This is a genomic window from Rhodoblastus sp. (genome assembly GCF_052145335.1).
In the GTDB taxonomy this organism is placed as follows: domain Bacteria; phylum Pseudomonadota; class Alphaproteobacteria; order Rhizobiales; family Beijerinckiaceae; genus Rhodoblastus.
On sequence record NZ_JBKQOU010000321.1, the window covers coordinates 19440 to 42410 of the forward strand.

22 protein-coding genes are annotated in these 22971 nt (G+C 62.4%); 15 read left to right on the top strand and 7 right to left on the bottom strand.

Annotated features, from left to right (window positions below; translation table 11 throughout):
- Positions 1 to 205 precede the first annotated feature (205 nt).
- Complete coding sequence (locus ACLP2E_RS19715) at positions 206 to 472, top strand: hypothetical protein (protein ID WP_442464551.1); 267 nt, start codon at positions 206 to 208, stop codon at positions 470 to 472.
- Between the two features lie 87 nt (positions 473 to 559).
- Positions 560 to 1684 (top strand): S-(hydroxymethyl)glutathione dehydrogenase/class III alcohol dehydrogenase, encoded by a 1125-nt coding sequence (locus ACLP2E_RS19720; RefSeq protein WP_442464552.1) that lies wholly within the window; start codon positions 560 to 562, stop codon positions 1682 to 1684.
- 30 nt (positions 1685 to 1714) lie between these two features.
- Here ACLP2E_RS19720 and ACLP2E_RS19725 read toward each other — a convergent pair whose 3' ends face one another.
- Entirely contained in the window at positions 1715 to 2683 is a 969-nt protein-coding gene (locus ACLP2E_RS19725; protein ID WP_442464553.1) for a KpsF/GutQ family sugar-phosphate isomerase, read from the bottom strand.
- Positions 2684 to 2745: 62 nt separating this feature from the next.
- On the opposite strand from ACLP2E_RS19725, the gene ACLP2E_RS19730 reads away from it, so the two are divergent.
- The 8 genes from ACLP2E_RS19730 to ACLP2E_RS19765 all read left to right on the top strand — a co-directional run bounded on the left by ACLP2E_RS19730 (position 2746) and on the right by ACLP2E_RS19765 (position 11477).
- Positions 2746 to 3126 (top strand): MmcQ/YjbR family DNA-binding protein, encoded by a 381-nt coding sequence (locus ACLP2E_RS19730; RefSeq protein ID WP_442464554.1) that lies wholly within the window; start codon positions 2746 to 2748, stop codon positions 3124 to 3126.
- Between the two features lie 123 nt (positions 3127 to 3249).
- Entirely contained in the window at positions 3250 to 4017 is a 768-nt protein-coding gene (gene rimP / locus ACLP2E_RS19735; RefSeq protein WP_442464555.1) for a ribosome maturation factor RimP, read from the top strand.
- An 18-nt stretch (positions 4018 to 4035) separates the two neighbouring features.
- On the top strand, positions 4036 to 5643 hold the full coding sequence (nusA, locus tag ACLP2E_RS19740) for a transcription termination factor NusA (protein ID WP_442464556.1): 1608 nt from the start codon (positions 4036 to 4038) through the stop codon (positions 5641 to 5643).
- 31 nt (positions 5644 to 5674) lie between these two features.
- Positions 5675 to 6448 carry an RNA-binding protein gene (locus ACLP2E_RS19745; protein ID WP_442464557.1) on the top strand — a complete coding sequence of 258 codons (774 nt, stop codon included), beginning with the start codon at positions 5675 to 5677 and terminating at the stop codon, positions 6446 to 6448.
- Positions 6441 to 9134: a translation initiation factor IF-2 gene (infB, locus tag ACLP2E_RS19750; protein WP_442466893.1), complete on the top strand. Its 2694-nt coding sequence runs from the start codon at positions 6441 to 6443 to the stop codon at positions 9132 to 9134. Before ACLP2E_RS19745 ends, infB begins: the two co-directional genes overlap by 8 nt.
- Before the next feature lie 194 nt (positions 9135 to 9328).
- A complete protein-coding gene (rbfA, locus tag ACLP2E_RS19755) occupies positions 9329 to 9787 on the top strand; it encodes a 30S ribosome-binding factor RbfA (protein WP_442462899.1) in 459 nt (152 codons plus the stop codon).
- Entirely contained in the window at positions 9784 to 10689 is a 906-nt protein-coding gene (truB, locus tag ACLP2E_RS19760; RefSeq protein WP_442466886.1) for a tRNA pseudouridine(55) synthase TruB, read from the top strand. Before rbfA ends, truB begins: the two co-directional genes overlap by 4 nt.
- Before the next feature lie 605 nt (positions 10690 to 11294).
- Entirely contained in the window at positions 11295 to 11477 is a 183-nt protein-coding gene (locus ACLP2E_RS19765; protein WP_442466887.1) for a hypothetical protein, read from the top strand.
- A gap of 25 nt (positions 11478 to 11502) precedes the next feature.
- Here the strand turns inward: ACLP2E_RS19765 and ACLP2E_RS19770 are convergent, their stop codons facing one another.
- Positions 11503 to 11886, bottom strand: a complete 384-nt coding sequence (locus tag ACLP2E_RS19770) for an SPW repeat protein (protein WP_442462902.1) — start codon at positions 11884 to 11886, stop codon at positions 11503 to 11505.
- 334 nt (positions 11887 to 12220) lie between these two features.
- Positions 12221 to 12646: a MarR family winged helix-turn-helix transcriptional regulator gene (locus tag ACLP2E_RS19775; RefSeq protein ID WP_442466888.1), complete on the bottom strand. Its 426-nt coding sequence runs from the start codon at positions 12644 to 12646 to the stop codon at positions 12221 to 12223.
- A 369-nt stretch (positions 12647 to 13015) separates the two neighbouring features.
- Here ACLP2E_RS19775 and rpsO point away from each other — a divergent pair, with 369 nt between their 5' ends.
- Positions 13016 to 13285 carry a 30S ribosomal protein S15 gene (gene rpsO / locus ACLP2E_RS19780; protein ID WP_442462904.1) on the top strand — a complete coding sequence of 90 codons (270 nt, stop codon included), beginning with the start codon at positions 13016 to 13018 and terminating at the stop codon, positions 13283 to 13285.
- Positions 13286 to 13531: 246 nt separating this feature from the next.
- The gene (gene pnp / locus ACLP2E_RS19785) at positions 13532 to 15688 is read left to right on the top strand and encodes a polyribonucleotide nucleotidyltransferase (protein WP_442466889.1); all 2157 of its coding nucleotides are present in this window, start codon (positions 13532 to 13534) and stop codon (positions 15686 to 15688) included.
- Between the two features lie 156 nt (positions 15689 to 15844).
- Here the strand turns inward: pnp and fabI are convergent, their stop codons facing one another.
- The 3 genes from fabI to fabA all read right to left on the bottom strand — a co-directional run bounded on the left by fabI (position 15845) and on the right by fabA (position 18503).
- Entirely contained in the window at positions 15845 to 16663 is an 819-nt protein-coding gene (gene fabI / locus ACLP2E_RS19790) for an enoyl-ACP reductase FabI (protein WP_442466890.1), read from the bottom strand.
- 15 nt (positions 16664 to 16678) lie between these two features.
- On the bottom strand, positions 16679 to 17899 hold the full coding sequence (fabB, locus tag ACLP2E_RS19795; RefSeq protein ID WP_442462968.1) for a beta-ketoacyl-ACP synthase I: 1221 nt from the start codon (positions 17897 to 17899) through the stop codon (positions 16679 to 16681).
- A 91-nt stretch (positions 17900 to 17990) separates the two neighbouring features.
- Positions 17991 to 18503 carry a 3-hydroxyacyl-[acyl-carrier-protein] dehydratase FabA gene (fabA, locus tag ACLP2E_RS19800; RefSeq protein WP_442462969.1) on the bottom strand — a complete coding sequence of 171 codons (513 nt, stop codon included), beginning with the start codon at positions 18501 to 18503 and terminating at the stop codon, positions 17991 to 17993.
- Positions 18504 to 18868: 365 nt separating this feature from the next.
- Between fabA and irrA the strand changes: the two genes are divergently transcribed.
- Complete coding sequence (gene irrA, locus ACLP2E_RS19805) at positions 18869 to 19357, top strand: iron response transcriptional regulator IrrA (RefSeq protein WP_442462973.1); 489 nt, start codon at positions 18869 to 18871, stop codon at positions 19355 to 19357.
- 74 nt (positions 19358 to 19431) lie between these two features.
- Here irrA and ACLP2E_RS19810 read toward each other — a convergent pair whose 3' ends face one another.
- Positions 19432 to 19623, bottom strand: a complete 192-nt coding sequence (locus ACLP2E_RS19810) for a hypothetical protein (protein ID WP_442462970.1) — start codon at positions 19621 to 19623, stop codon at positions 19432 to 19434.
- A gap of 194 nt (positions 19624 to 19817) precedes the next feature.
- Here ACLP2E_RS19810 and recF point away from each other — a divergent pair, with 194 nt between their 5' ends.
- Complete coding sequence (gene recF / locus ACLP2E_RS19815; protein WP_442466891.1) at positions 19818 to 20999, top strand: DNA replication/repair protein RecF; 1182 nt, start codon at positions 19818 to 19820, stop codon at positions 20997 to 20999.
- On the top strand, positions 20992 to 22803 hold the full coding sequence (gene recQ / locus ACLP2E_RS19820; RefSeq protein ID WP_442466892.1) for a DNA helicase RecQ: 1812 nt from the start codon (positions 20992 to 20994) through the stop codon (positions 22801 to 22803). Before recF ends, recQ begins: the two co-directional genes overlap by 8 nt.
- The last annotated feature ends 168 nt before the right edge of the window (positions 22804 to 22971 follow it).

Sequence of the window (22971 nt, forward strand, 5' to 3'; positions counted from 1 at the left end):
TGGTTCTTAAGTTAAGCTTAAGCTATTGTTCCGCCGTAATTTTCGCCGCAAAAAGCGGCAGGGTGCGCCCAAATTTTGAAATATTTTGCTGTCAAGTGCTGATAATTCGATCATCGTTCACAAAACCGTGAGAAATGAGGGAGTTAGGCATTGACATCGAGGCCCTCTGCCCATTCACTGAAGCAACCTGCGTAAGGATTGCCTCATGGCTTTTTTCACTGCTGTCGTGCTTGTGTGCCAGTTATCGACCACTCCCCCCGGCGTTTGCGATGAATCCAACGCCATCGACATGATTTCCACTCACGTGGAGTCCGAACTGGGCTGCGCGCATGGCTGGCAGGAACTCATCTCGCGCGGCAGCCTCAAGGAAGACCTCAACAACGGCTTCTATGTCAAAACCTTGTGCCGGCGGAATGTCCAGGCCCTGAACGCCTCGCCGAGCGAAGGCGGTGGCGCGAATTCTCAGAATTGACTTAGAATCTAACTTGCTCGTTGCGCCGTCGGGGGGTGGCGTCGTTTAATATGATGGAGGATTTCCTTTTCTTTAGGAGTCGCCGCCATGAAAACGCGCGCCGCCGTCGCCTGGAAAGCTGAGGCTCCTCTCACCATCGAAACCGTCGATCTCGAAGGGCCAAAAGCTGGCGAGGTGCTGGTGGAGATCATGGCCACAGGCGTCTGCCACACGGACGCCTATACTTTGTCGGGTCTCGATTCCGAAGGAAAGTTCCCCGCCATTCTCGGTCATGAGGGCGCCGGAATTGTCCGAGATATCGGCGCCGGGGTGACGACGGTCCAGCCGGGAGACCATGTCATTCCGCTTTACACGCCGGAATGCAGGCAGTGCAAAAGCTGCCTGTCGCAGCGCACCAATCTCTGCACGGCGATCCGCGCCACCCAGGGCCAGGGCCTGATGCCCGACGGAACCAGCCGGTTTTCCTGCGTGGAGGCGGGTTCCAACAAACCCGTGTTCCATTACATGGGGTGCTCGACCTTTTCGAATTTCACGGTCTTGCCCGAAATCGCCATAGCCAAGGTGCGCGAAGACGCCCCCTTCGACAAGATCTGCTACATCGGCTGCGGCGTCACCACCGGCGTCGGCGCGGTGGTTTTTACCGCCAAGGTCTGGCCGGGCGCCAATGTCGTGGTGTTCGGCCTCGGCGGCATCGGCCTGAACGTCATTCAGGGCGCGCGCATGGTCGGCGCCGACAAGATCATCGGCGTCGATCTCAATCCGTCGAAGGTCGCGGTCGCGAAACAATTCGGCATGACCGACTACATCAATCCCGACGAAGTCGGCCGGGACAAGGTGGTCCAGGCCATCGTCGACCTGACAGGGGGCGGCGCCGACTTTTCCTTCGAGTGCATCGGCAATATCCATACCATGCGCCAAGCGCTGGAATGCTGCCATCGAGGCTGGGGAACCTCGATCATCATCGGCGTCGCGCCCTCGGGACAGGAAATCTCGACCCGGCCGTTCCAGTTGGTCACCGGCCGCAACTGGCGCGGCACGGCATTCGGCGGCGCGCGCGGACGGACCGACGTGCCGCGGATCGTCGACTGGTACATGGAAGGCAAGATCAATATTAACGACCTGATCACCCACACCATGCCGCTCGACCAGATCAATCACGCCTTCGATCTGATGCACAAGGGCGAGTCGATCCGCTCGGTGGTCATCTATTGAAGCGTCGGCTCTTGTTGTCGGATTCCCGCCTCACGCCACTCCGGCGCGCAGAAGGTCGTGGATATGCAGCACGCCGACCGGTTTTGCGCCATCGACGATGAACAGAACGGTGATCTTCATCCGGTTCATCATTTCCAGCGCCGACGAAGCCAACGAGCCTAACTGCGCGACACGCGGCGCGCGGGTCATGATTTCCGCCGGCTTTTTTTCCTGCATGCGCTCGCCCCAATGGCGACGTAGGTCGCCGTCGGTGATGATCCCGCAAAGCCGGCCGCTCTCGTCGGTGAGGCCGACGCAGCCGAACCTTTTTCCCGTCATGGTCAGGATGATTTCGCTCATGCTGGCGCTTTCCGAGGCAAGCGGCATGTCTTCGCCCGCATGCATCAGAGCGTCGACCTTGTGCAGCCGGGCGCCGAGTTTTCCGCCGGGATGAAACAGCCGGAAATCCTGCGCCGAAAATCCCCGGTCCTCGATCAGCGCCACCGCCAGGGCGTCGCCGAGCACCAGTTGGAGAGTGGTGGAAGTGGTTGGCGCGAGGCCGTTGGGGCAGGCTTCCTCAACCTGCGGCAACAGCAACAGAACGTCGGCGGCGCGCCCGAGCGCGCTGTCGCGCTTCGAGGCGACGGCGATCAAAGGAATGGCGAAACGCTTGGCGTATTCGATCAGATCGGCCAGTTCCGCCGTCTCGCCAGACCAGGAAAACGCGAGAATCACATCGTCCTGGCTGACCATGCCGAGATCGCCATGGCTGGCTTCCGCGGGATGGATGAAAAAGGCCGGCGTGCCGGTGGAGGCTAGCGTCGCCGCGACTTTTCGGCCGATATGGCCGCTCTTGCCCATGCCGCTGACGATGACTTTTCCGCGCGCTACGCGAATCGCCGCGATAGCGGCCTCCAGCGCCACTCCCAGTTCGCCGTCCAGCGCCTCGCGCAAATGAGCGATGCCGACGGTTTCGATTTCGACGCTTCTCCTGGCGGCTTCCAGCGCGACCCGTTTCATGCCAACCCCTATATTCAGGGCGAGATCCCTATCGCATCGCTCAAGAGACGGCAAATGCTGCGATGACCTATGACGAATACAAGGCCTTTTGCGCCGCTCTGCCTGCGGCGACCTATGTCATCCAAAGCGGGTATCATGTCTGGAAGGTCGGCGGCAAGGTTTTCTGCATCGGCGGCGGCTCGCAGGAACGTCCTGCTTTTTCCTTCAAGGCGAGCGAAATCACCTTCATGCTTTTGCCGGAACGGCCTGGCTTTCATCCCGCGCCCTATCTCGCTTCGCGCGGGCTGAAGTGGATTCAGGCGACCGCTATCGAGGTCGAAGCGCAGGAATTGCGAGAACTGATCGAAAACTCACACCGTTTAGTCGCCGCGGGCCCGAGCCGGAAAAAACGGTGCGAACTGCTGGAGAAGCGAAGCGACTCCTTGCGTTCGAAAGGACGTTAGTCTATATAGCCTCCAGTCAACATCTTCGTCATGGCCATTTATAAGGCCGCGCGGGAGTGGGGCCCAGGCGGGACCCGCTCTTTTTTATTTTCCCCGCTTGCCGGGCTGCAGTGGACAGACCATTTGAACGATACGAAGCCTGAGCCGATTTCCGAAAGCCTAACCATCGACGCGCCGCTGGACGAGCCGCGGTTGGTCGGGGAGACGGGAAATGCGGCGCGTGTAAGCGCGCTGGCTGAGAGGATTCTCGTCTCGATGGGTTTCAGGCTGGTGCGGGTCAAGATTTTGTCCGGGCAGGGCATGATCGTCCAGATCATGGCTGAGCGGACGGATGGGTCGCTGACCATCGACGAATGTGAGGAAATCCACGACGCGCTGTCGCCGGCGCTCGACGTCGAGGATCTGATCAGCCAAGCTTACCGGCTGGAAATATCCTCGCCCGGCATCGACCGTCCTTTGGTTCGCGTTTCGGATTTCCGCCGCGCCATCGGCATGGAGGCGCGGATCGAATTGAGCCGGCCGCATGAAAGCGGTCGTAAAAGGTTCCGCGGCGCAATTGTCGGCGTCGAAGGCGAGGGGCTTGATGGCGTCCTGACGCTGGAACGGAAAGATGCTGGTCCGGACGACGAAAAGCTTTCGCGTATGAAATTGCGCGATCTCGACGAGGCTAAGCTGGTGTTGACCGAGGAGTTGATCCGCGAGTCCTTGCGCGCCGCCAAGGCGCACAGGGAAGCGGGCGGGGAAGAGACCGAGGATTCTTCGCCGGAAGAGACCACCCTGCCGTCGCGCGGCCCCGGACGCTTCGGCGCCGGCGCAAAAAAGCCGCCGAAGGGCAATAAATCGAAACCCGTCATGCCGGCTGGCGTGCGGGCGCAATTCAAGAAGAAATAATCGTTTAGGAGAAAATCCATGGCCGTCAGCGCCAACCGTCTTGAACTTCTGCAAATCGCCGACGCAGTCGCACGCGACAAATCGATCGACCGTTCGATCGTACTCGCCTCGATGGAAGATGCGATGCAAAAGGCGGCGCGTTCGCGCTACGGCCAGGAGACCGAAGTGCGCGCGGAGATCAATCCCCGCACCGGCGAAGTGCGCTATTCACGGCTGATGCTCGTGGTCGATATGGTGGAAAACGACGCCACCCAAATCTCGCTCGCCGACGCGCGCAAACGCAATCCGGCGGCTCAGGTCGGGGACTGGATCGCGGAGACCCTGCCGCCGGTCGAATTCGGCCGCATAGCCGCGCAATCGGCGAAACAGGTAATCGTGCAGAAAGTGCGCGAAGCCGAGCGCGACCGGCAATATGACGAATTCAAGGACCGCATCGGCGAAGTCATCAACGGCGTCGTCAAGCGCGTCGAATATGGCAATGTCATCGTCGATCTCGGCCGCTCCGAGGCGATCATCCGCCGCGATGAGATGATTCCGCGTGAGCTTTTCCGCCCCGGCGATCGTGTGCGCGCCTATGTCTACGACGTGCGCCGCGAACAGCGCGGACCGCAGATTTTCCTGTCGCGCACGCATCCGCAGTTCATGGCCAAGCTGTTCCAACAGGAAGTGCCGGAAATTTACGACGGCGTCATTGAGGTCAAGTCTGTGGCCCGAGACCCGGGCTCCCGGGCGAAAATAGCGGTGACTTCGCGCGATTCTTCGATCGATCCGGTCGGCGCCTGCGTCGGCATGAGGGGGTCGCGCGTGCAGGCCGTGGTCAACGAGCTACAGGGCGAAAAGATCGACATCATTCCCTGGTCGGCCGACGCCGCGACTTTCATCGTCAACGCCTTGCAACCGGCTGAAGTGGTCAAGGTCGTGCTCGACGAGGACAGCTCGCGCATCGAAGTGGTGGTGCCCGACGATCAATTGTCGCTGGCCATCGGCCGTCGCGGCCAGAACGTGCGTCTTGCCTCGCAGCTCACCGGCTGGGACATCGACATTCTGACCGAGGCGGAGGAATCCGAACGCCGGCAGAAGGAGTTCAACGAGCGCACCCAGGCTTTCATGCAGGCGCTCGACGTCGACGAAGTGGTCGGCCAGTTGCTCGCTTCGGAAGGTTTCCGCTCGGTCGAAGAACTGGCCTATGTCGATTCGTCGGAAGTGGCGGCGATCGAGGGTTTTGACGAGGACACCGCAGTAGAGATCCAGAATCGCGCCAGGGAATATCTGGATCGCATCGAGGCCGAGCAGGACGCGCGCCGGCGCGAACTCGGCGTCGCCGACGAATTGCGCGAGATCGAGGGCGTCACCACCGCCATGATGGTCAAGTTCGGCGAGAACGATGTGAAGACCATCGAGGATCTCGCTGGCTGCGCCACCGACGATTTGGTCGGATGGAGCGAAAAGAAGAACGGCGAGACGGTGAAGACCCCCGGCTATCTCGAAGGAATGGAGATCAGCCGCGAGGAAGCCGAAGGCATCGTCATGCGCGCCCGTGTAAAGATGGGCTGGGTGGACGAGGCCGATCTCGCGCCGCAAGTGGCGGAAGACGCGGGCGAAGAAGGCGGCGAGCCGGCGCAATGATCGCCGGTCGGGAACGGGGGAACGAAGCATTTTGGTTGTCGAAGCGCGACAGGAACTGGGCGATACGGACGCCGGCCCGCAGGCCACTCCCCATGGGGGAGTGGAGCGGACCTGCGCCGTCACGCGCCAGACGCGCCATCCCGACGAGCTGATCCGTTTCGTCCTCGGTCCCGAAAACGCCGTCGTTCCCGATCTCAAGCGCAAATTGCCAGGACGCGGCGTCTGGGTCGGCTTGTCGAAAAGCCTCGTGGCGCAGGCCGTCAAGAAACAGGCTTTTGCGCGCGCTTTGAAAGAAAAGGTCGTGGCTTCGGCCGATCTGCCGGATCTCGTCGAAAGACTGATGCGGCGCGACGCGTTGCAGGCCTTGTCGATGGCCAATAAGGTCGGACTGGTGACGACCGGCTTCGCCAAGGTCGAGGCGGCCATCAATTCCGGCGCGGTTTGCGCCCTGATTCATGCCGAAGACGGCGCCGCCGATGGCAAGCGCAAGCTGGGCCAGGTTTTGCGTCGGAAATTCGGCGAAGAATCCCGCCCCGAAATCGGCGCTTTCACGGTGGATGAACTGGATGCGGCGCTCGGGCGCGGCAATGTCGTCCATGCGGCGCTCGCTCCTGGCTCGGCGGCAAAGGTTTTTCTCGCCTCCAGCCGTCGATTTGCGGTATATCGCGGCGACGAGGAAGCGGGAGCTCCCTCGCGGGGAGCGGATTTAACGAAAAGTTTGACAACAAACATGGCTTTGGAGCAGGACTTCAACGCCGACGGCACGAACGGCCAAGGCCCTGGGACGCATGAACGATATGAATGACTCCAACAATTCCGGCGATAAAACTCTGACCGTGCCTCCGACCAAGACGCTCTCGCTGAAGCGTCCGGTCGAACAGGGCGTCGTGCGCCAGAGCTTTTCGCACGGCCGCTCGAAAGCGGTGGTGGTGGAGAAGGTCAAGCGCCGCGTCCATGGACCCGGCGAAGCCGTCCACGTCGCGCCGAAACCCGCCGCGCCCTCGCCTTCGCCCGCCGCCCCGGCGCCCGGCCCCCAGTCGGCGCAGCCGGCACATCGTCCGCCGGTGAAGCCGGTCGCGCCGCGTCCGCAGACCGGCGTGGTCCTGCGCACCCTGACCGACGACGAGCGCGACGCCCGCGCCCGCGCGCTGAGCGACGCTCGCGTCCGCGAAGAGGAAGACCGCAAGCGCCAGGAGGCCGACGCCCGCATTCGCGCCGAACGCGAGGCGCGTGAGCACGCCGAGCGCGAAGCCGCCGAGAGCCGCAAGAAGGAAGAAGAAACTCGTCTGACCCGCGAGGCGGAAGCCAAGCGCAGGTCGGAAGAAGAGGCGCGTCGCCGTCTCGCCCCCGCTGGCTCCGCCACCGCCGCTGAAAGCGATCCGAGCGTGACGCTGACGCCGACCTCAAGAAACACCGGCCGTCCGCAGCAGATCATCTTCAATACGCCCAAGCCACCGGCCCCGACGCCGACGACGACCGCAACCCCTGTCGCGGCCGAGCGGACTTCTGGCGCCGCTACCCCGGCCACGCCGTTCCGCCGCATCATCACCCCGCCGAAACTTGCGGTTCCCGCGGTCAAGCCGAGCCGCACCGGCGCGATGAAGGATCGTGGCCGCCTGACCGTGACCAGCGCAACCGCCAGCGACGGCGAGGAGCGCACGCGTTCGGTCGCCTCCTTCCGCCGCCGCACCCAGCGCCTCAAGGGCATGGTGGAGCAGAAGGAACGACTTTCGCGCGAAGTGGTGCTGCCTGAAACCATCACCATTCAGGAACTCGCCAACCGCATGTCGGAGCGAGCCGTGGACGTCATCAAGCTCCTGATGAAACAGGGGCAGATGCTCAAGATCACCGATGTGATCGATGCAGACACCGCCGAACTGATCGCCGTCGAACTCGGCCATACGGTCAAGCGCGTCGCCGAATCCGATGTCGAGGAAGGTCTGTTCGATAAGCCGGACGCCGAGGAAAACCTCCAGCCGCGTCCGCCGGTCGTGACCATCATGGGCCACGTCGACCACGGCAAGACCTCGCTGCTCGACGCCATCCGCAAGGCCAATGTTGTTTCCGGAGAAGCCGGCGGCATCACCCAGCATATCGGCGCCTATCAGGTGCAGTCGCCGCTTGGCGGCTATATCACCTTCATCGACACGCCCGGCCATGCCGCCTTTACCGCCATGCGCGCGCGCGGCGCGAAAGTGACCGACATCGTCGTGCTGGTGGTCGCCGCCGACGACGGCGTCATGCCGCAGACGGTGGAAGCGATCAACCACGCCAAGGCGGCGGGCGTGCCGATCATCGTCGCCCTCAACAAGATCGACAAGCCGGACGCCAAGCCGGAGCGCGTGCGCTCCGAACTGCTGCAATATGAAGTCCAGGTCGAAAGCCTCGGCGGCGACACGCTGGAGGTCGAAGTCTCGGCCAAGCAGCAGATCAATCTCGACAAATTGCTCGAAGCCATCACGCTTCAGGCCGAAGTGCTCGACCTTCACGCCAATCCCGACCGCCCGGCTGAAGGCACGGTCATCGAAGCGCGTCTCGATCGCGGACGCGGCCCCGTCGCCACAGTTCTGGTGCAACGCGGCACGCTGGCCGTCGGCAATATCATCGTGGCCGGCTCGCAATGGGGCCGCGTGCGCGCTCTTATCGACGACAAGGGCCAAAATTGCGTCCATGCCGGGCCGTCCTTCCCGGTGGAGATTTTGGGTTTTTCCGGCGCGCCCGAAGCCGGCGACCGCGTCGCCGTGGTCGAATCGGAAGCCCGCGCCCGTGAAATCACCGAATATCGCGAGCGCCAGAAGCGCGACCAGGCCGCGGCGCGCGGCGGTTCGGCGCGCTCGTCGCTCGCCGACATGATGAGCCAGTTGAAGACCGCCGGCCGCAAGGAATTCCCGCTGGTCATCAAGGGCGACGTCCAGGGTTCGGTCGAGGCCATCCTCGCCGCGCTGGAGAAGCTGGGCACGGAAGAGGTGATGGCGCGCGTCGTCCATGCTGGCGTCGGCGGTATTTCCGAATCCGATATTGCGCTGGCGGAAGCCTCCAAGGCGGCGGTGATCGGATTCAACGTCCGAGCCCATAAGGAAGCCCGCGAGCTTTCCGAACAGCTCGGCATCGAAATCCGCTATTACAACATCATCTACAATCTGGTGGACGACGTGAAAGCCGCGATGTCGGGGCTGCTCGCGCCGACGATGCGCGAAACCATGCTTGGAAACGCCTCGATCCTGGAAGTGTTCAATATTTCCAAGGTCGGCAAGGTCGCCGGCTGCCGTGTCACCGACGGCGTGGTCGAGCGCGGCCAGCATGTGCGCCTCATCCGCGACAATGTCGTGGTGCACGAGGGCAAGCTCTCGACCCTCAAGCGCTTCAAGGACGAGGTCAAGGAAGTGCAGGCCGGGCAGGAATGCGGCATGGCCTTCGAAAACTACCAGGATATGCGCGCGGGCGACGTCATCGAATGTTACCGCGTCGAAGAGATCAAGCGGAGTTTGTGATTTTTCGTCTGCCGCGCCCCGGCGCGGTCGACGTCCCTTGTGTCAGTTCCGTCATAGGCCGCCGCCAGACGGGCGTTTCACGCCGCCCTGGGCTTAAGCTCCCGGTCCTGCCCCGAGGGCAGGGGGACGCCTCCCGACGAGCGACGCGAATTTCGCCGATAGCAGTGCAGCGGCGGCGTTTTCAAGAGGCATAAATGTCAAGGTCGCATCAAAAGGGCGGCGAGCCGAGCCAGCGGATGTTGCGCGTCGCCGAGCTGATCCGCCACGCCATGGCTACCATGCTGTCGCGTGGCGAGATCAATGATCCCGATCTCGCGGGGCTGGTCGTCACCGTGCCATCGGTCCGGATGAGCCCCGATCTGAAACTCGCCACCGTCTATGTCATGCCGCTCGGCGGCAAGGCGCAGGACGCCATCGTCGCTATTCTCGACCGCCACAAGAAGTTCTTGCGTGGAGAGGTAGCCCATCGGATCAATTTGAAATTTGCGCCGGACATCCGCTTCAAGGTGGACGAAAGTTTCGCCAATGCGGCCAAGATCGACGCGCTTCTGCAAACGGCCAAGGTCGCTCAGGATCTTTCCGAGCCGGAGCAAGAAGCGGATCGGGAATCGGCTGACGAGGAAGCCGAGCCGGGTCTGGACGACCGGAAGTGAGCGCCCCGCGCTCCACCCGTGTCGAAGTCAATGGCTGGATCGTGCTCGACAAGCCGGTCGGCCTGACTTCGACCCAGGCCGTGTCCAAACTCAAGCGCCTGTTCAACGCCAAGAAGGCGGGACATGCCGGAACGCTCGACCCGCTCGCTTCCGGCATATTGCCAGTGGCCTTCGGCGAGGCGACCAAGACCGTGCCTTTCGTCCAGGACGGGGAAAAAGCCTATCGCTTCACCGTGCAATGGGGGGCCGAGACCGATAGCGACGACGCCGAAGGCAAGGTGACGCGGACCAGCGAGGCGCGGCCCGACCCGGCCGATGTGGCGGCGAAACTGCCGTCTTTCCTCGGTGAAATCATGCAGCAGCCGCCAGCCTTTTCAGCGATCAAGGTCAATGGCGAACGCGCCTACGATCTGGCGCGCGACGGCGAAATCGTCGATCTCGCGCCGCGCCCGGTCACGATCCACGCCTTGCGCCTCGTCTCTTGCGACCGTGAGAACGCGGTGCTCGAGGCGGAATGCGGCAAGGGCACCTATGTGCGGGCCATCGCCCGCGATCTCGGCCGCGCGCTGGGCTGCCTCGGCCATGTCATCGCCTTGCGCCGCACGCGGGTAGGGCCGTTTTTCGAGGCGGATTCGATAAGGCTCGCTGAATTGCTGGAGGAGCCGGAACAGGCCCCTGCGGAGCTTATGGGCGTCGAGGCGGGGCTTTCCGAACTGCCCTGCGTAATCCTCGACCGCACCGGCGCGGCGCGGTTGCGGCGCGGCCAGTCGGTGATCTTGCGCGGCCGCGACGCTCCCTCGGAAGGTGCGGCCTATGCCGTCTGCTCCGGCGTGGTGATTGCCTCGGGTCTGGTTGAACAGGGCGAATTCCTGCCGAACCGGGTGTTTAACTTGCCATTCTGAGCCCGATGATCACGATCCGTCATCGGCGACCTGGGCGCAACTCGTTCCCTCTCCCCGAATTCCGGCAGGTGAAAAGTGAAAATGGCGCGGTGAAACCGCCATTTGTCGGGCGAACAATGTTCTCGTTTTGTTTCACGTGAAACGAGACCTGTGCGCGGCTTGGCGCGGTTACGCCTTTCTCCTTGAAATAAAACGATTTTAGGGCGTATGCCGGCGCTCCGCGCGAGTTCTGGAAGGTTTCGCGCCGCGCCGCCGCAAATTACAACCTCGCGGTTGAGTCGACGATAACGGGGTGAAAATGAACGAAAACCAACGGAAATGGACAGGATTTCGCGCAAATTAAGCACAAAATCGCAGGTTTTTTCACATTTTGTCACCCGCGCCGACTTCGCCTTTTAATGCAACCTGAGCGCGATTTTTTAAACGACTGATGGCCTGTCACCGCCATGCTGTCGGTCCGGTTGCTTGAAACTGCATCTCGTGTTGAAGCCAACGGGCTCGCTTTATTTGCTTTGCGACCCGCCCCAAGCTGGACGGCAAGGTGACGGCGAAAGGGCGGCCAGAATGTCGGGGTTTTCATCACGCTGGCGCAACCCTCCGGCCCGATGGAAACGGAAGCCATCAAAGCCGGTTTTTACGAGACGCCCTACGCCAAATTCCCAAAACTCCAGATCGTCACCATCGAGGAGCTTTTCGCCGGAAAAAAGTTGAGCCTGCCGTGGATCGATCCCGCATCCTTCAAAAAGGCCGCGAAAGAACACATCTCAAAACAGGCCAGCCTGTTTTGAGCGACGACACTCGCTCAGCCTCGTCCTATGGCCCCGGTAAGGGCTTCTGGCCGGGGTGACGCTCGTCCCATAGTTCGGCCATCGCAATCGTCACGATGATCGCGCCAACGCCGGTAAACACTCCCACGGCGTCGCCGGCGATTTGGAATTTCAACAGCCAGGGCGCGGCGACCAGCCAGGCGCCCGCCAGCAGATTCACCCATTCCTCCCACTCGGAGAAATGCTGGGTCGCGAGGGCGGAAACGAGAGCGATGACGATCGCGCTGATCCAGGCCGTTCGCGCGGCCAAGGCGTTATCGGCATATCCGAGCGCCCAGGGAGACACGAAAAGCACCGCCGACAGAGCCAGGCTGATCCGGTCCAATCGGCCTTCGTCGTCGAGCTTGTTCGGGATTGCGAAGTGAACCAACTTACCCTCCTTTTTCGGCCACCTTGCCAGGAGCTTGGGCCAAGTTCTTGGCAAGCTTGGCGCTTTTTTCCTTATTATGCACATAAATGAGCCATAAAGACGATCAAGGCGGGAGGTTTTAACGCCGCCTTGGCGGCAGGGGCCCGGATGCGTTCTCCATGCGAACAGGCGTCTTCCTACGCGGCTTGCGGGGAAAACCTTATGACCACTTAACATCGGACGGGGCGAAGAGTTCCGGCCAGCGGGGGGCGCGCGCCAGCAACCGGAGGCGGTCTGGCGGGGAGGCCTTGTCCCTCGCGTGCTCAATTTTCGCATGAATTTTCGAGGCTTTCCGTCAGGGTTGCGAGCAGATACTTGAACTCGCGGATTTCCTCGTGGACATTTTGGCGCTGGCCGCTTGGTTGACCGCCTCGGCCTCGCCCGTCAACGCCAGGCGCAGGGCTTTGGCCTTTTCCGTCAATCGCACCAGGATACGTTTGCGGCTGGTTGGGTCGGGCGCGAATTCGATCAAGCCGTCACGCTCCATCCGTTTCAATGTATTGGAGATGGTCGGTTGTTCGAAATCCAGGCGGCGGGCGATTTCCGTCTGGGTCAGCCCTTCCTGTTCCCACAGCAGCAGCAGAATCGGAAACGGCCCCAGCGCCACGCCATGAGCGGCGAGACGCTTTTCGAGGGCGCGGGAAAACAGTCGGGCCAGACGATTGACGAGATAGCCCAGACTTTCCTGTCGTTCGAAACTTGGTTTCTGCGGCGCGTCCATGACTGTCGTTCGGGCTGATCTTTGCGGATGCTCGCCTTCCCGTTAAGTTATCGAGGCGCGTCCGGCCCCGTTTCGGCTCGGACACGCCCATCGCATCAAGGGCCAGCGTTTAAGGGATATCCCTTCCGCCGACCGCATGTTCCAATGTCAGCGCCGCCTCGATTTCGTCAAGCGAGACGGCGGTTAAAAATTTTTTCTTGCCGCGTGGCGCACCCCCCAAAATGCGAATGCGCTGGCCCTTGCTGAAAAAAAGTGTATAGAGACGCGTTGCGCCGAAAACATTCGGACGCAAGCGATGACGCGTGACCTCGCTGGACGACATCCCGGAGCGGCCCGCTTATTCGCCTAACCAGAAGAGAAGGATCACCGATGTCGATCACTGCCGAGCGCAAACAGGCGCTTATCAAGGAATACGCCCTCAAGGCGGGCGATACCGGTTCGCCGGAAGTTCAGGTCGCCATCCTGACCGAGCGCATCACCAATCTCACCGAGCATTTCAAGTCGCATGTGAAGGACAACCATTCGCGTCGCGGTCTGCTCAAGCTGGTTTCGCTGCGTCGCCAGCTTCTCGACTATGTCAAGAAGGGCGACGAGCCGCGCTACCGGTCGCTCATCGAACGTCTCGGCATCCGCCGCTAACCCGAACTCCGCGCGGCCGAGCGATCGGCCGCGTTTTTTACAATCTCGCCCGAAAACAATCGCGCGAAGAAGAACGGGACCGGCGGCAGGGGCCGTCCGTCCAGCCGGACGAAGCGTCCGGGCCATGGCAGGATTGTCAGACGCCGCAAGGCGGCGTCTTGCCGTCTTGCTCATGGTTTGCGCTTTGTTCCTTCACGAACTTGGGCCACTCCAAGAAACTTGGGCCATTCCAAGAAAGAGCAACAAATGTTTGAAATACATCGCGAGGAAATCGACTGGTGCGGGCGCAAGCTCGTGCTGGAAACCGGGCGCATCGCCCGCCAGGCCGACGGCGCGGTTTTCGCCTCTTACGGCGAAACCACCGTTCTCGCCACCGTCGTCTCGGCCAAAGCGCCGAAACCCGGCCAAGACTTTTTTCCCCTGACCGTCAACTACCAGGAAAAGGCTTTCGCCGCCGGCCGCATTCCGGGCGGCTATTTCAAGCGCGAAGGCCGCCCAAGCGAGCGCGAGACCCTGCTTTCGCGCCTGATCGACCGGCCGATCCGCCCGCTCTTCCCGGACGGCTATCGCAACGAAACCCAGGTCATCGTCACCGTTCTCAGCCACGATCTCGAAAACGACCCGGACGTTCTGGCCATGGTCGCGGCTTCCGCCGCCTTGACCCTGTCCGGCATTCCCTTCATGGGCCCGGTCGGCGGCGCCCGCGTCGCCTATATCAATGGCGAGATCAAGGTCAATCCGACCGTTGACGAAGCCAAGACCTCCGACCTCGACCTTTTCGTCGCCGGCACCGCCGACGCCGTGCTGATGGTCGAATCCGAAGCCAAGGAGCTTTCCGAAGAGATCATGCTCACCGCCGTGATGGCGGGTCACGCCGGCTTCCAGCCGGTGATCGAGGCGATCATCCGCCTCGCCGAACGCGCCGCCAAGGAGCCGCGCGACCTCGTTATCGTCGACAAGAGCGAAATCGAAAAGGCCGTCGCCGACGTCGCCGAAGCCGAATTGCGCGACGCCTACAAGATCACCGCCAAGCAGCAGCGCTACGCCGCCGTCGACGCGGTAAAGGCCAAGGTTACAGCCGCTCTGTTCCCGGCTGACGGCGAGGCCAGGTTCGACAAGCAGAAAGTCGCGGAAGTCTTCCACGACCTGCAGGCGAAAGTGGTGCGCTGGAACATTCTCGACACCCATATCCGCATCGACGGCCGCGACCTTTCGACGGTGCGTCCGATCCTGTCACAGGTCGGCGTGCTGCCCCGCACCCATGGCTCCGCGATCTTTACCCGCGGCGAAACGCAGGCTTTGGTGGTGGCGACGCTCGGCACCGGCGAGGACGAGCAGTACATCGACTCTCTGGAAGGGACCTACAAGGAAAATTTCCTGCTCCATTACAACTTCCCTCCCTATTCGGTCGGTGAGACCGGCCGCATGGGTTCGCCCGGCCGCCGCGAAATCGGCCATGGCAAGCTGGCCTGGCGCGCCATCCATCCAATGCTGCCGACGGCGGCGGAATTCCCCTACACGATCCGCATCGTGTCGGAGATCACCGAATCCAACGGCTCCTCCTCGATGGCGACCGTCTGCGGCGCCTCGCTGGCGCTGATGGACGCTGGCGTGCCGCTGAAGCGGCCGACCGCCGGCATCGCCATGGGCCTGATCCTGGAAGGCGAGCGCTTCGCGGTGCTGTCCGACATCCTGGGCGACGAGGATCACCTCGGCGACATGGACTTCAAGGTCGCCGGCACGGAACATGGCGTCACCTCGCTGCAGATGGACATCAAGATCGCCGGCATCACCGAGGAGATCATGAAGGTCGCGCTCGGCCAGGCCAAGGACGGCCGCCTGCATATCCTGCATGAAATGGCCAAGGCGCTGACCAACGCCCGCGCCGAGCTCGGCGAATTCGCGCCGCGCATCGAAACGATGAAAATCGCCACCGACAAGATCCGTGAAGTGATCGGCTCCGGCGGCAAGGTGATCCGCGAGATCGTCGAAAAGACCGGCGCCAAGATCAACATCGACGATGACGGCACGGTGAAGATCGCCTCCAGCGACGGCAATTCGATCAAGGCGGCGATCGCCTGGATCAGGTCCATCGCCTCGGACCCGGAAGTCGGCCTGATCTATGACGGCACTGTGGTCAAGACCACCGACTTCGGCGCCTTCGTCAATTTCTTCGGCGCCAAGGACGGTCTCGTCCATATCTCGCAGCTGTCGAGCCAGCGCGTCGCCAAGACCACCGATGTCGTCAAGGAAGGCGACAAGGTGAAGGTGAAGCTGCTCGGCTTCGACGATCGTGGCAAGGTTCGCCTGTCGATGCGTGTCGTCGACCAGACCACCGGCGAGGATCTCGAAGCCAAGGCCAAGGCCGAAAACAAGGCGGAAGCCGCCGAAGAACAGGCCTGATATTTCTTGCACACAAAATAAACAAGGCGGTCGCATTCGCGGCCGCCTTTTACGTTTCCGCGGGCTCGGCCCATATTCCGGAATGTGGTTGCGGGCGCCGCAGAGCTCGCCGCGCGCCGCCTCTTGGACAGCGACGAGCGGCTCAGCCGCAACGCCTCACTCGATATCGCCCTTGAGGCTGCCGGGTAGCGGCATCGAAATGATGTTGTAGCCCGAATCGACGAAATGCACTTCGCCGGTTACGCCGGAGGAAAGGTCCGACAGCAGATAGAGGGCGGAGCCGCCGACGTCTTCGATCGTTACCGTGCGGCGCAGGGGCGCATGGTTCTTCTGGAAATTGAACATGAATCGCGCATCGGCAATGCCGGCGCCGGCGAGCGTGCGGATCGGTCCGGCGGAAATGGCGTTGACGCGGATATTGTGTTCGCCGAGGTCGGCTGCGAGATAGCGCACACTGGCCTCCAGCGCCGCCTTGGCCACGCCCATCACATTGTAATTGGGCATGACGCGAGTCGAGCCGCCATAGGTCAGGGTCAGCAGCGAGCCGCCCGTCGGCATCAGCTTCATCGCCCTTTGCGCAATCTCGGTGAAGGAAAAAGCCGAAATCACCATGGTGCGCGAAAAGTTTTCGCGCGTGGTGGAATCGACGTAACGGCCCTTCAATTCGTTCCTGTCCGAGAAGCCGATGGCGTGAACGACGAAATCGAGCGCGCCCCACTGCTTCTCCAGCGCGGCGAAAACCTCGTCGACGCTGGCGACATCCTCGACGTCGCAGGGCAGGGTGAGGGTCGAGCCGAGGCTTTCCGCCAGGGGTTTTACCCGCTTGCCGAGCGCCTCGCCCTGATAGGTGAAGGCCAGCTCCGCGCCTTCTGCGGCCAGGGCCTGGGCTATGCCCCAGGCGATCGAATGGTTGTTGGCGACGCCCATGATCAGGCCTCGCTTTCCCGTCATCAAGCCTTTGGCGGAAATCATCATGAAAAAGACTTTCGGTCAGGCGTCGACATGTTTGAAGATCAGCGTCGCATTGGTGCCGCCAAATCCGAAGGAATTGGACAGGACGGCGCCCAGCGGCGTGTTGTCCCGGCGCTGGCGCAGGATGTTCATGTCGGAAAAGGCGGGATCGAGTTTGGTGATATTGGCGCTTTCGCAGATGAAACTGTTCTGCTGCATCAGCAGGCTATAGATCGCCTCCTGAACGCCCGCCGCGCCGAGCGAATGGCCGGTCAGCGACTTGGTTGCGGAAATCGGCGGGCATTTGTCGGCCCCGAACACTTTGCGAAGGGCTTCGATCTCCTTGAGATCGCCAACCGGCGTCGCGGTCGCGTGCGGGTTGATGTAATCGATCGGAATTTTGCAGGTTTCGAGCGCCATGCGCATGCAGCGCTCGGCGCCCTCGCCCGAAGGGGCCACCATGTCGTGCCCGTCCGAAGTCAGGCCATAGCCGGCGAGTTCGGCGTAGATTTTGGCGCCGCGCGCCTTGGCGTGTTCATATTCCTCCAGCACAAGCACGCCTGCGCCGCCGGCGATGACGAAACCGTCCCGGCTTTCGTCATAGGCCCGCGAGGCGGTGGCCGGCGTGTCGTTATAGGAAGAAGACATCGCGCCCATGGCGTCGAACAGCACGGACAGGGTCCAGTCCAGCTCTTCGCAACCGCCGGCGAACATCACGTCCTGTTTGCCATATTGGATCATTTCGGCGGCGTTGCCGATGCAATGCGAGGAAGTCGCGCAGGCCGACGAAATCGAGTAATTGACGCCCTTGATCTTGAACCAGGTCGCCAGCGTCGCCGAGGCAGTCGAACACATCGCCTTGGGCACGGCGAAGGGACCGACGCGCTTGGGGCCTTTTGACCGCGTGATGTCGGCGGACTCGACAATGGCACGGGTGGAAGGTCCGCCGGAGCCCATGATGATGCCGGTGCGCGGATTGACGATGTCGCTCGTCTCCAGGCCGGAATCGACAATGGCCTGATCCATGGCGACGTGATTCCAGGCCGTGCCCGTGGAGTGGAAGCGCATGGCGCGGCGATCGACCTTTTCTTCCGGGTTCAGCGTCGGCGCGCCATGCACCTGGCAGCGAAAACCCAGTTCGGCATATTTCTCGGCCCGCACGATGCCCGAGCGCGCCTCGCGCAAAGAGGCGAGAACTTCGCCCGCGTCATTGCCGATCGAGGAAACAATGCCGATGCCGGTGACGACGACGCGTCTCATGACTTCACCCCTTCTTGCCTTGCGGCGAGTTTTGTGGCCCCAACGGGCGGACGCAAGCTACGGCCAGGAAAATGCAGAATTTCTCCAGGCATCAGGCCGCGGGCTGGAACAGTCCGACGCGCATGTCCTTGACTTCATAAATCCGCTCGCCGTCCGCCTCAAGCCAGCCGTCGGCGATGCCGAGGATCAGCTTGCCCTTGAACACGCGTTTGAGCTCCACGCCATAGACGACTTGTTTGACGCTGGGCAGCACCTGGTTGGCGAATTTGACCTCGCCGACGCCGAGCGCCCGCCCTCGCCCCTGCAGGCCGAGCCAGCCGAGGAAAAATCCGGTCAATTGCCACAGGGCGTCCAGACCGAGGCAGCCCGGCATGACGGGATCGCCCTGAAAATGGCAGCCGAAGAACCACAGGTCGGGCTTGATGTCGAATTCCGCGCGCACATGGCCCTTGCCATTGACGCCGCCGTCTTCGCTGATCTTCACGATGCGATCGAACATCAGCATCGGCGGCAAAGGCAATTGCGCATTGCCGGGACCGAAAAGCTCGCCGCGGCCGCAGGCCAGAAGATCTTCATAAGCGAAACTGGAGCGTTTCTCGCCCATATGGGACATTTCCCCTGTTTGGCTCCCGGCGGAGCCTGAGTTGATTCTCATACGAAAATTTCCGCTGACGAATGGTTTTAAGCTGAAGCCGCGGCATTCGTAAGCCGCGCCTTCTAACACACCATATTCGGGGCCGAAAGCCGAACGAAAGGAAAGAATTTCGCCCGTAGCCTCAGGTCGCCCCAAGACCAATGACTCTGAGTCCGTCAACGGACGACGCCTTCGGCGATATTGCCGGCGGGCGCGCAAAAGTTTATATGAAAGGATGGCATGGTTCGCGTGGGGCCGGGTGAATAGCCAAATGTTTCGCGGGCCAAATGTTTCGCGGGTCAAGTGTTTCGCAAGCGAGGGGAGGCTTTATGAATATGAAGGAAGGCGCTTCCGTCGCTCGCGCCAAAAGGACGTCGAGCCGGAAACCCGCCAAGGCGGGCGATCTCGACGGTTGCCCGATGCACGATCTGCGGCGCAAGTTGAACGCGGTTGGCCTGCGTCCGACGCGCCAGCGTTTGCGGCTGGGGTGGCTGCTGTTCGGCTCAGGCGACCGCCACGTCACGGCGGAGCGTCTTTATGAGGAGGCTCTGGCCGTCCATGCGCCGATTTCGCTTGCCACCGTCTATAATACCCTGAACCAGTTCACTTCGGCCGGCCTGCTGCGCGAAATCGCCATCGACGGCGCGAAAACCTATTTCGACACCAACCTCGCCAATCATCAGCATTTCCTGACCGAAGAGGCTCATCTGCTGGTCGACCTGCCGCAGCAATTGATCGATTTCAGCCAATTGCCCGAGCCGCCCGAAGGTATGGAAATCGCACGGGTCGACGTGGTCGTGCGCCTGCGCCGCAAACAGGTTTGACGGGTCTCTCCGCAAGCGGAGGGACATAAACCCGGCTCTCGCCAAAAGCTCTCGGTCGGTCGCCGTCGCGGCGCTCAGCCGGCGCCGGGATCGGATTCGCGGCCGTAGGTCTTTTCAGCCGGCAACACCCCAGAGCCAGGACAGGCCTCGTAATTGGTCAATTCCGGGCGCGCATGCGGGCCCGCAGCCGGCATGATCTCGACGGGTTTCTCCGTCTCGGCTTTTTTGACGGGAGCGGAGTCATGCGATTCGCTAGTAGCGGTCATGATCGCCTCATGCATTGGCTTAAGCAAAGACCGCTCTGCCTTTTTCCTGGGCGCGGCCTTATTGTAAGCAGATGACAATAAAGCATAATTTTAACTTTTCCGCATCGTGGTCGTTTGTAGCAACCGGGCGCGCGCTTTCGGGGCCGCGACCTGGGCGCCTAGCGGCGAACGCCGGCGCAAGCTAGAAGCGGGGCATGACGTTTCCCCCCGCCAGCGATCCTTCTTTTTGCGTCCGCAGAATCGGGCGCGTCGTGTTGGCCGATTTCCGCTCCTATCCGGCGCTCGATCTGCGTGTTTCCTCCGGCATGGTCGCACTGGCCGGGGATAATGGCGCGGGAAAAACCAACCTGCTCGAAGCTCTCTCGCTGTTCACGCCGGGGCGGGGGCTTCGCCGCGCCGATCTGTCCGAGATGGCGCGCGAGGGCGGCAGCGGCGGTTTCGCCGTCTCGCTGGAAATCGCCGGCGAGGAAGGCGGGATGCTGCAACTGGGCGCCGGAATCGAAATTGTCGACGGCGCCAGCCAACGTAAATTCCGCCTCGACCGCGAGCCGATCGGCTCGGCGCGGGCTTTCGCCGATCATGTCCGCATCGTCTGGCTGACGCCGGCGATGGACGGGCTTTTCACCGGCCCGGCGGGCGAAAGGCGGCGTTTTCTCGATCGACTGGTGCTGGCGGTCGATAGTGAACATGGCGCGCGGGTCAATGCGCTGGAGCGCGCCCTGCGCAATCGCAACCGTCTGCTCGAAGAGCGGCGCGGCGAGAAAATCTGGCTCGACGCCGCCGAGCGCGAGATCGCCGAACTCGCCGTTTCCGTCGCCGCCGCGCGTCGCGAAACGGTGGAGCGATTGGCGGCGCTCATCCGCGCTACTCGCAATGACGATTCGCCCTTTCCCTGGGCGGAAATCGCGCTGGAAGGCGAGATCGACCTTCTCATCGCCGAGCGCCCGGCGCTGGAGGCGGAAGACGTGTTTCGCGCAATCCTGCGCGACAATCGCGCCCGCGACGCCGCCGCCGGACGGACGCTGATCGGCCCGCAGGCCAGCGATCTCGCCGTGCTTCACGGTCCCAAGCAATGCGAGGCGCGGCGCGCCTCGACCGGCGAGCAGAAGGCCCTGCTGGTTGGGCTGGTTCTCGCCCACGCCCGACTGGTGGCGGCGATGAGCGGCATAGCGCCCATCGTCCTGCTCGATGAAATCGCCGCCCATTTCGATCCGGCGAGACGGCGCGCCTTGTTCGACGCGCTGAGTGAACTCGGCGGCCAGGTCTGGATGACCGGGGCGGACATCGCTTTGTTCGACGATTTACGCAGCCGCGCCGATATTTTCGCCGTCGCCAGCGGCAGGATTACGCTGGTCGATGGGGCGCGCGATGAATGAAGTCCTGCAAGCCCGGCGCCTGCTGAAATCGGTGTTCGGTTTCGACGATTTCCGTCCCGGTCAGGAGGAAATCGTCGCGGCGGTGTTTTCCGGCGATCCGGTGCTCGCGGTGATGCCGACCGGCAGTGGCAAGAGCCTGTGCTATCAATTGCCGGCCTTGCTCGGCGAGGGGCTGACCCTCGTCGTCTCGCCACTGATCGCCCTTATGCGCGATCAGGTCGGCCAGATGCAGGCCTTGGGCCTCGCCGCCGCCACCCTTAACTCCCAGACCAGCGAGGATGACGCCAAGAAAACCTGGGCGCAAATCCGCGCCAGCGAGCTGAAACTGCTGTTCCTGTCGCCGGAACGCCTCGCCATGTACGGATTGGTCGAAGCCCTTTCGCGTAGCGGGGTAAGGCGCGTGGCGGTCGACGAGGCCCATTGCATCTGCGAATGGGGCCATGATTTCCGCCCGGAATATCGCATGATCCGCAAGTCTGTCGAAAAGCTGGGGGCCGTTCAGGTCATCGCCTTCACCGCCACCGCCGACATCGCCATGCGCGAAGAAATCGCCGAGCGACTGTTCGACCGCAAGCCGCAAATCTTCGTCCACTCTTTCGACCGGCCGAACATTTCGCTGTCCTTCGCGGCCAAAGACCAGCCGCGCAAACAGGTGACGCAGTTTCTTGCGCCGCGGCGCGGCCAGAGCGGCATTGTCTATTGCGCCTCGCGCGCCGGAACCGAAAGGCTCGCCGAATCTTTCGCCGCACAGGGGTTTGACACGGTCGCCTATCACGCCGGCCTCGATTCTGCGCGGCGCAACGCCAATCAGGACAGGTTTTTGCGGGAAGACGGCGTGGTGGCTTTCGCCACGGTGGCTTTCGGCATGGGAGTGAACAAGCCGGACGTGCGCTTCGTCGCCCATGCCGACATGCCCTCATCCATCGAGGCCTATTACCAGGAGATCGGCCGCGCCGGGCGCGACGGCCTGCCGGCAGACGCCTTCACCCTTTACGGGCTGGAGGACATGGCCCTGCGCCGCCGCCAGATCGACGAAAAGGCCCTTCCCGACGACCGCCGGCGCTTCGAGCACCAGAGATTCGCAGCGCTGGCGGCGCTCTGCGAGGCTGCGTCCTGCCGCCGACAAATGCTTCTGGCTTATTTCAACGAGGAGGCGAAGCCCTGCGGGCGCTGCGACGTCTGCCTCGGTCTCGTCGCCTTGCGCGACGGAACGGTCGAAGCGCAAAAGGCGCTTTCGGCGGTCTATCGCACCGGCCAGCGTTTCGGCGCCGGCTATCTATGCGATCTCTTGACCGGCGCGGAAAACGAGACCCTGCGCCGCAACGGCCATGACGCCCTGAAAACCTTCGGCGTCGGCGCCGACCAGAGCAAGCAGCAATGGACCTCGATTTTTCGGCAGCTTTTCGCCGCCGGCGCGCTTGGCGCCGCCAGCGCCGAACATGGCGGCTTCGCATTGACCGAAAAGGGCGAGGCGATCCTGCTGGGGCGCGAGAGCTTTGTTTTGCGCGCTGACCCGCCACGCGAAAAAACGGCGAAAAAGCAACCTCGCGCAGCCGGGCGCGAGGAGAAGGTCGACGCGACGGAAGGCAAGATTTTCGAGGCCTTGCGTAAATTGCGGCGCGAACTCGCCAAGGATCAAGGTCTGGCCGCCTATATGGTTTTCGCCGACCGGACCTTGTTGGAAATGGCGGAACGCCGCCCCGCGACGATGGAGGATTTGCGCGCCATCCACGGCGTCGGCGAGCGCAAGATCGCCCTCTATGGGGAGGAGTTTCTGGAAGCCATCGCTCAGTCGGCGTCGTGAACCAGGGCCCGCGTGGTTAGAGCGTTTTCAAGCGAAGGGGATACCGGTTCGCATGAAGAAAACGCGTAAAAACAAAAAACTAGAGCCCCGATCCGATTCAATCGGATCGGAAAAGGCTCTAGGCGTGTGGACACTTGTCGCATCGTCCGGGATTTGGGCGAAATGAGG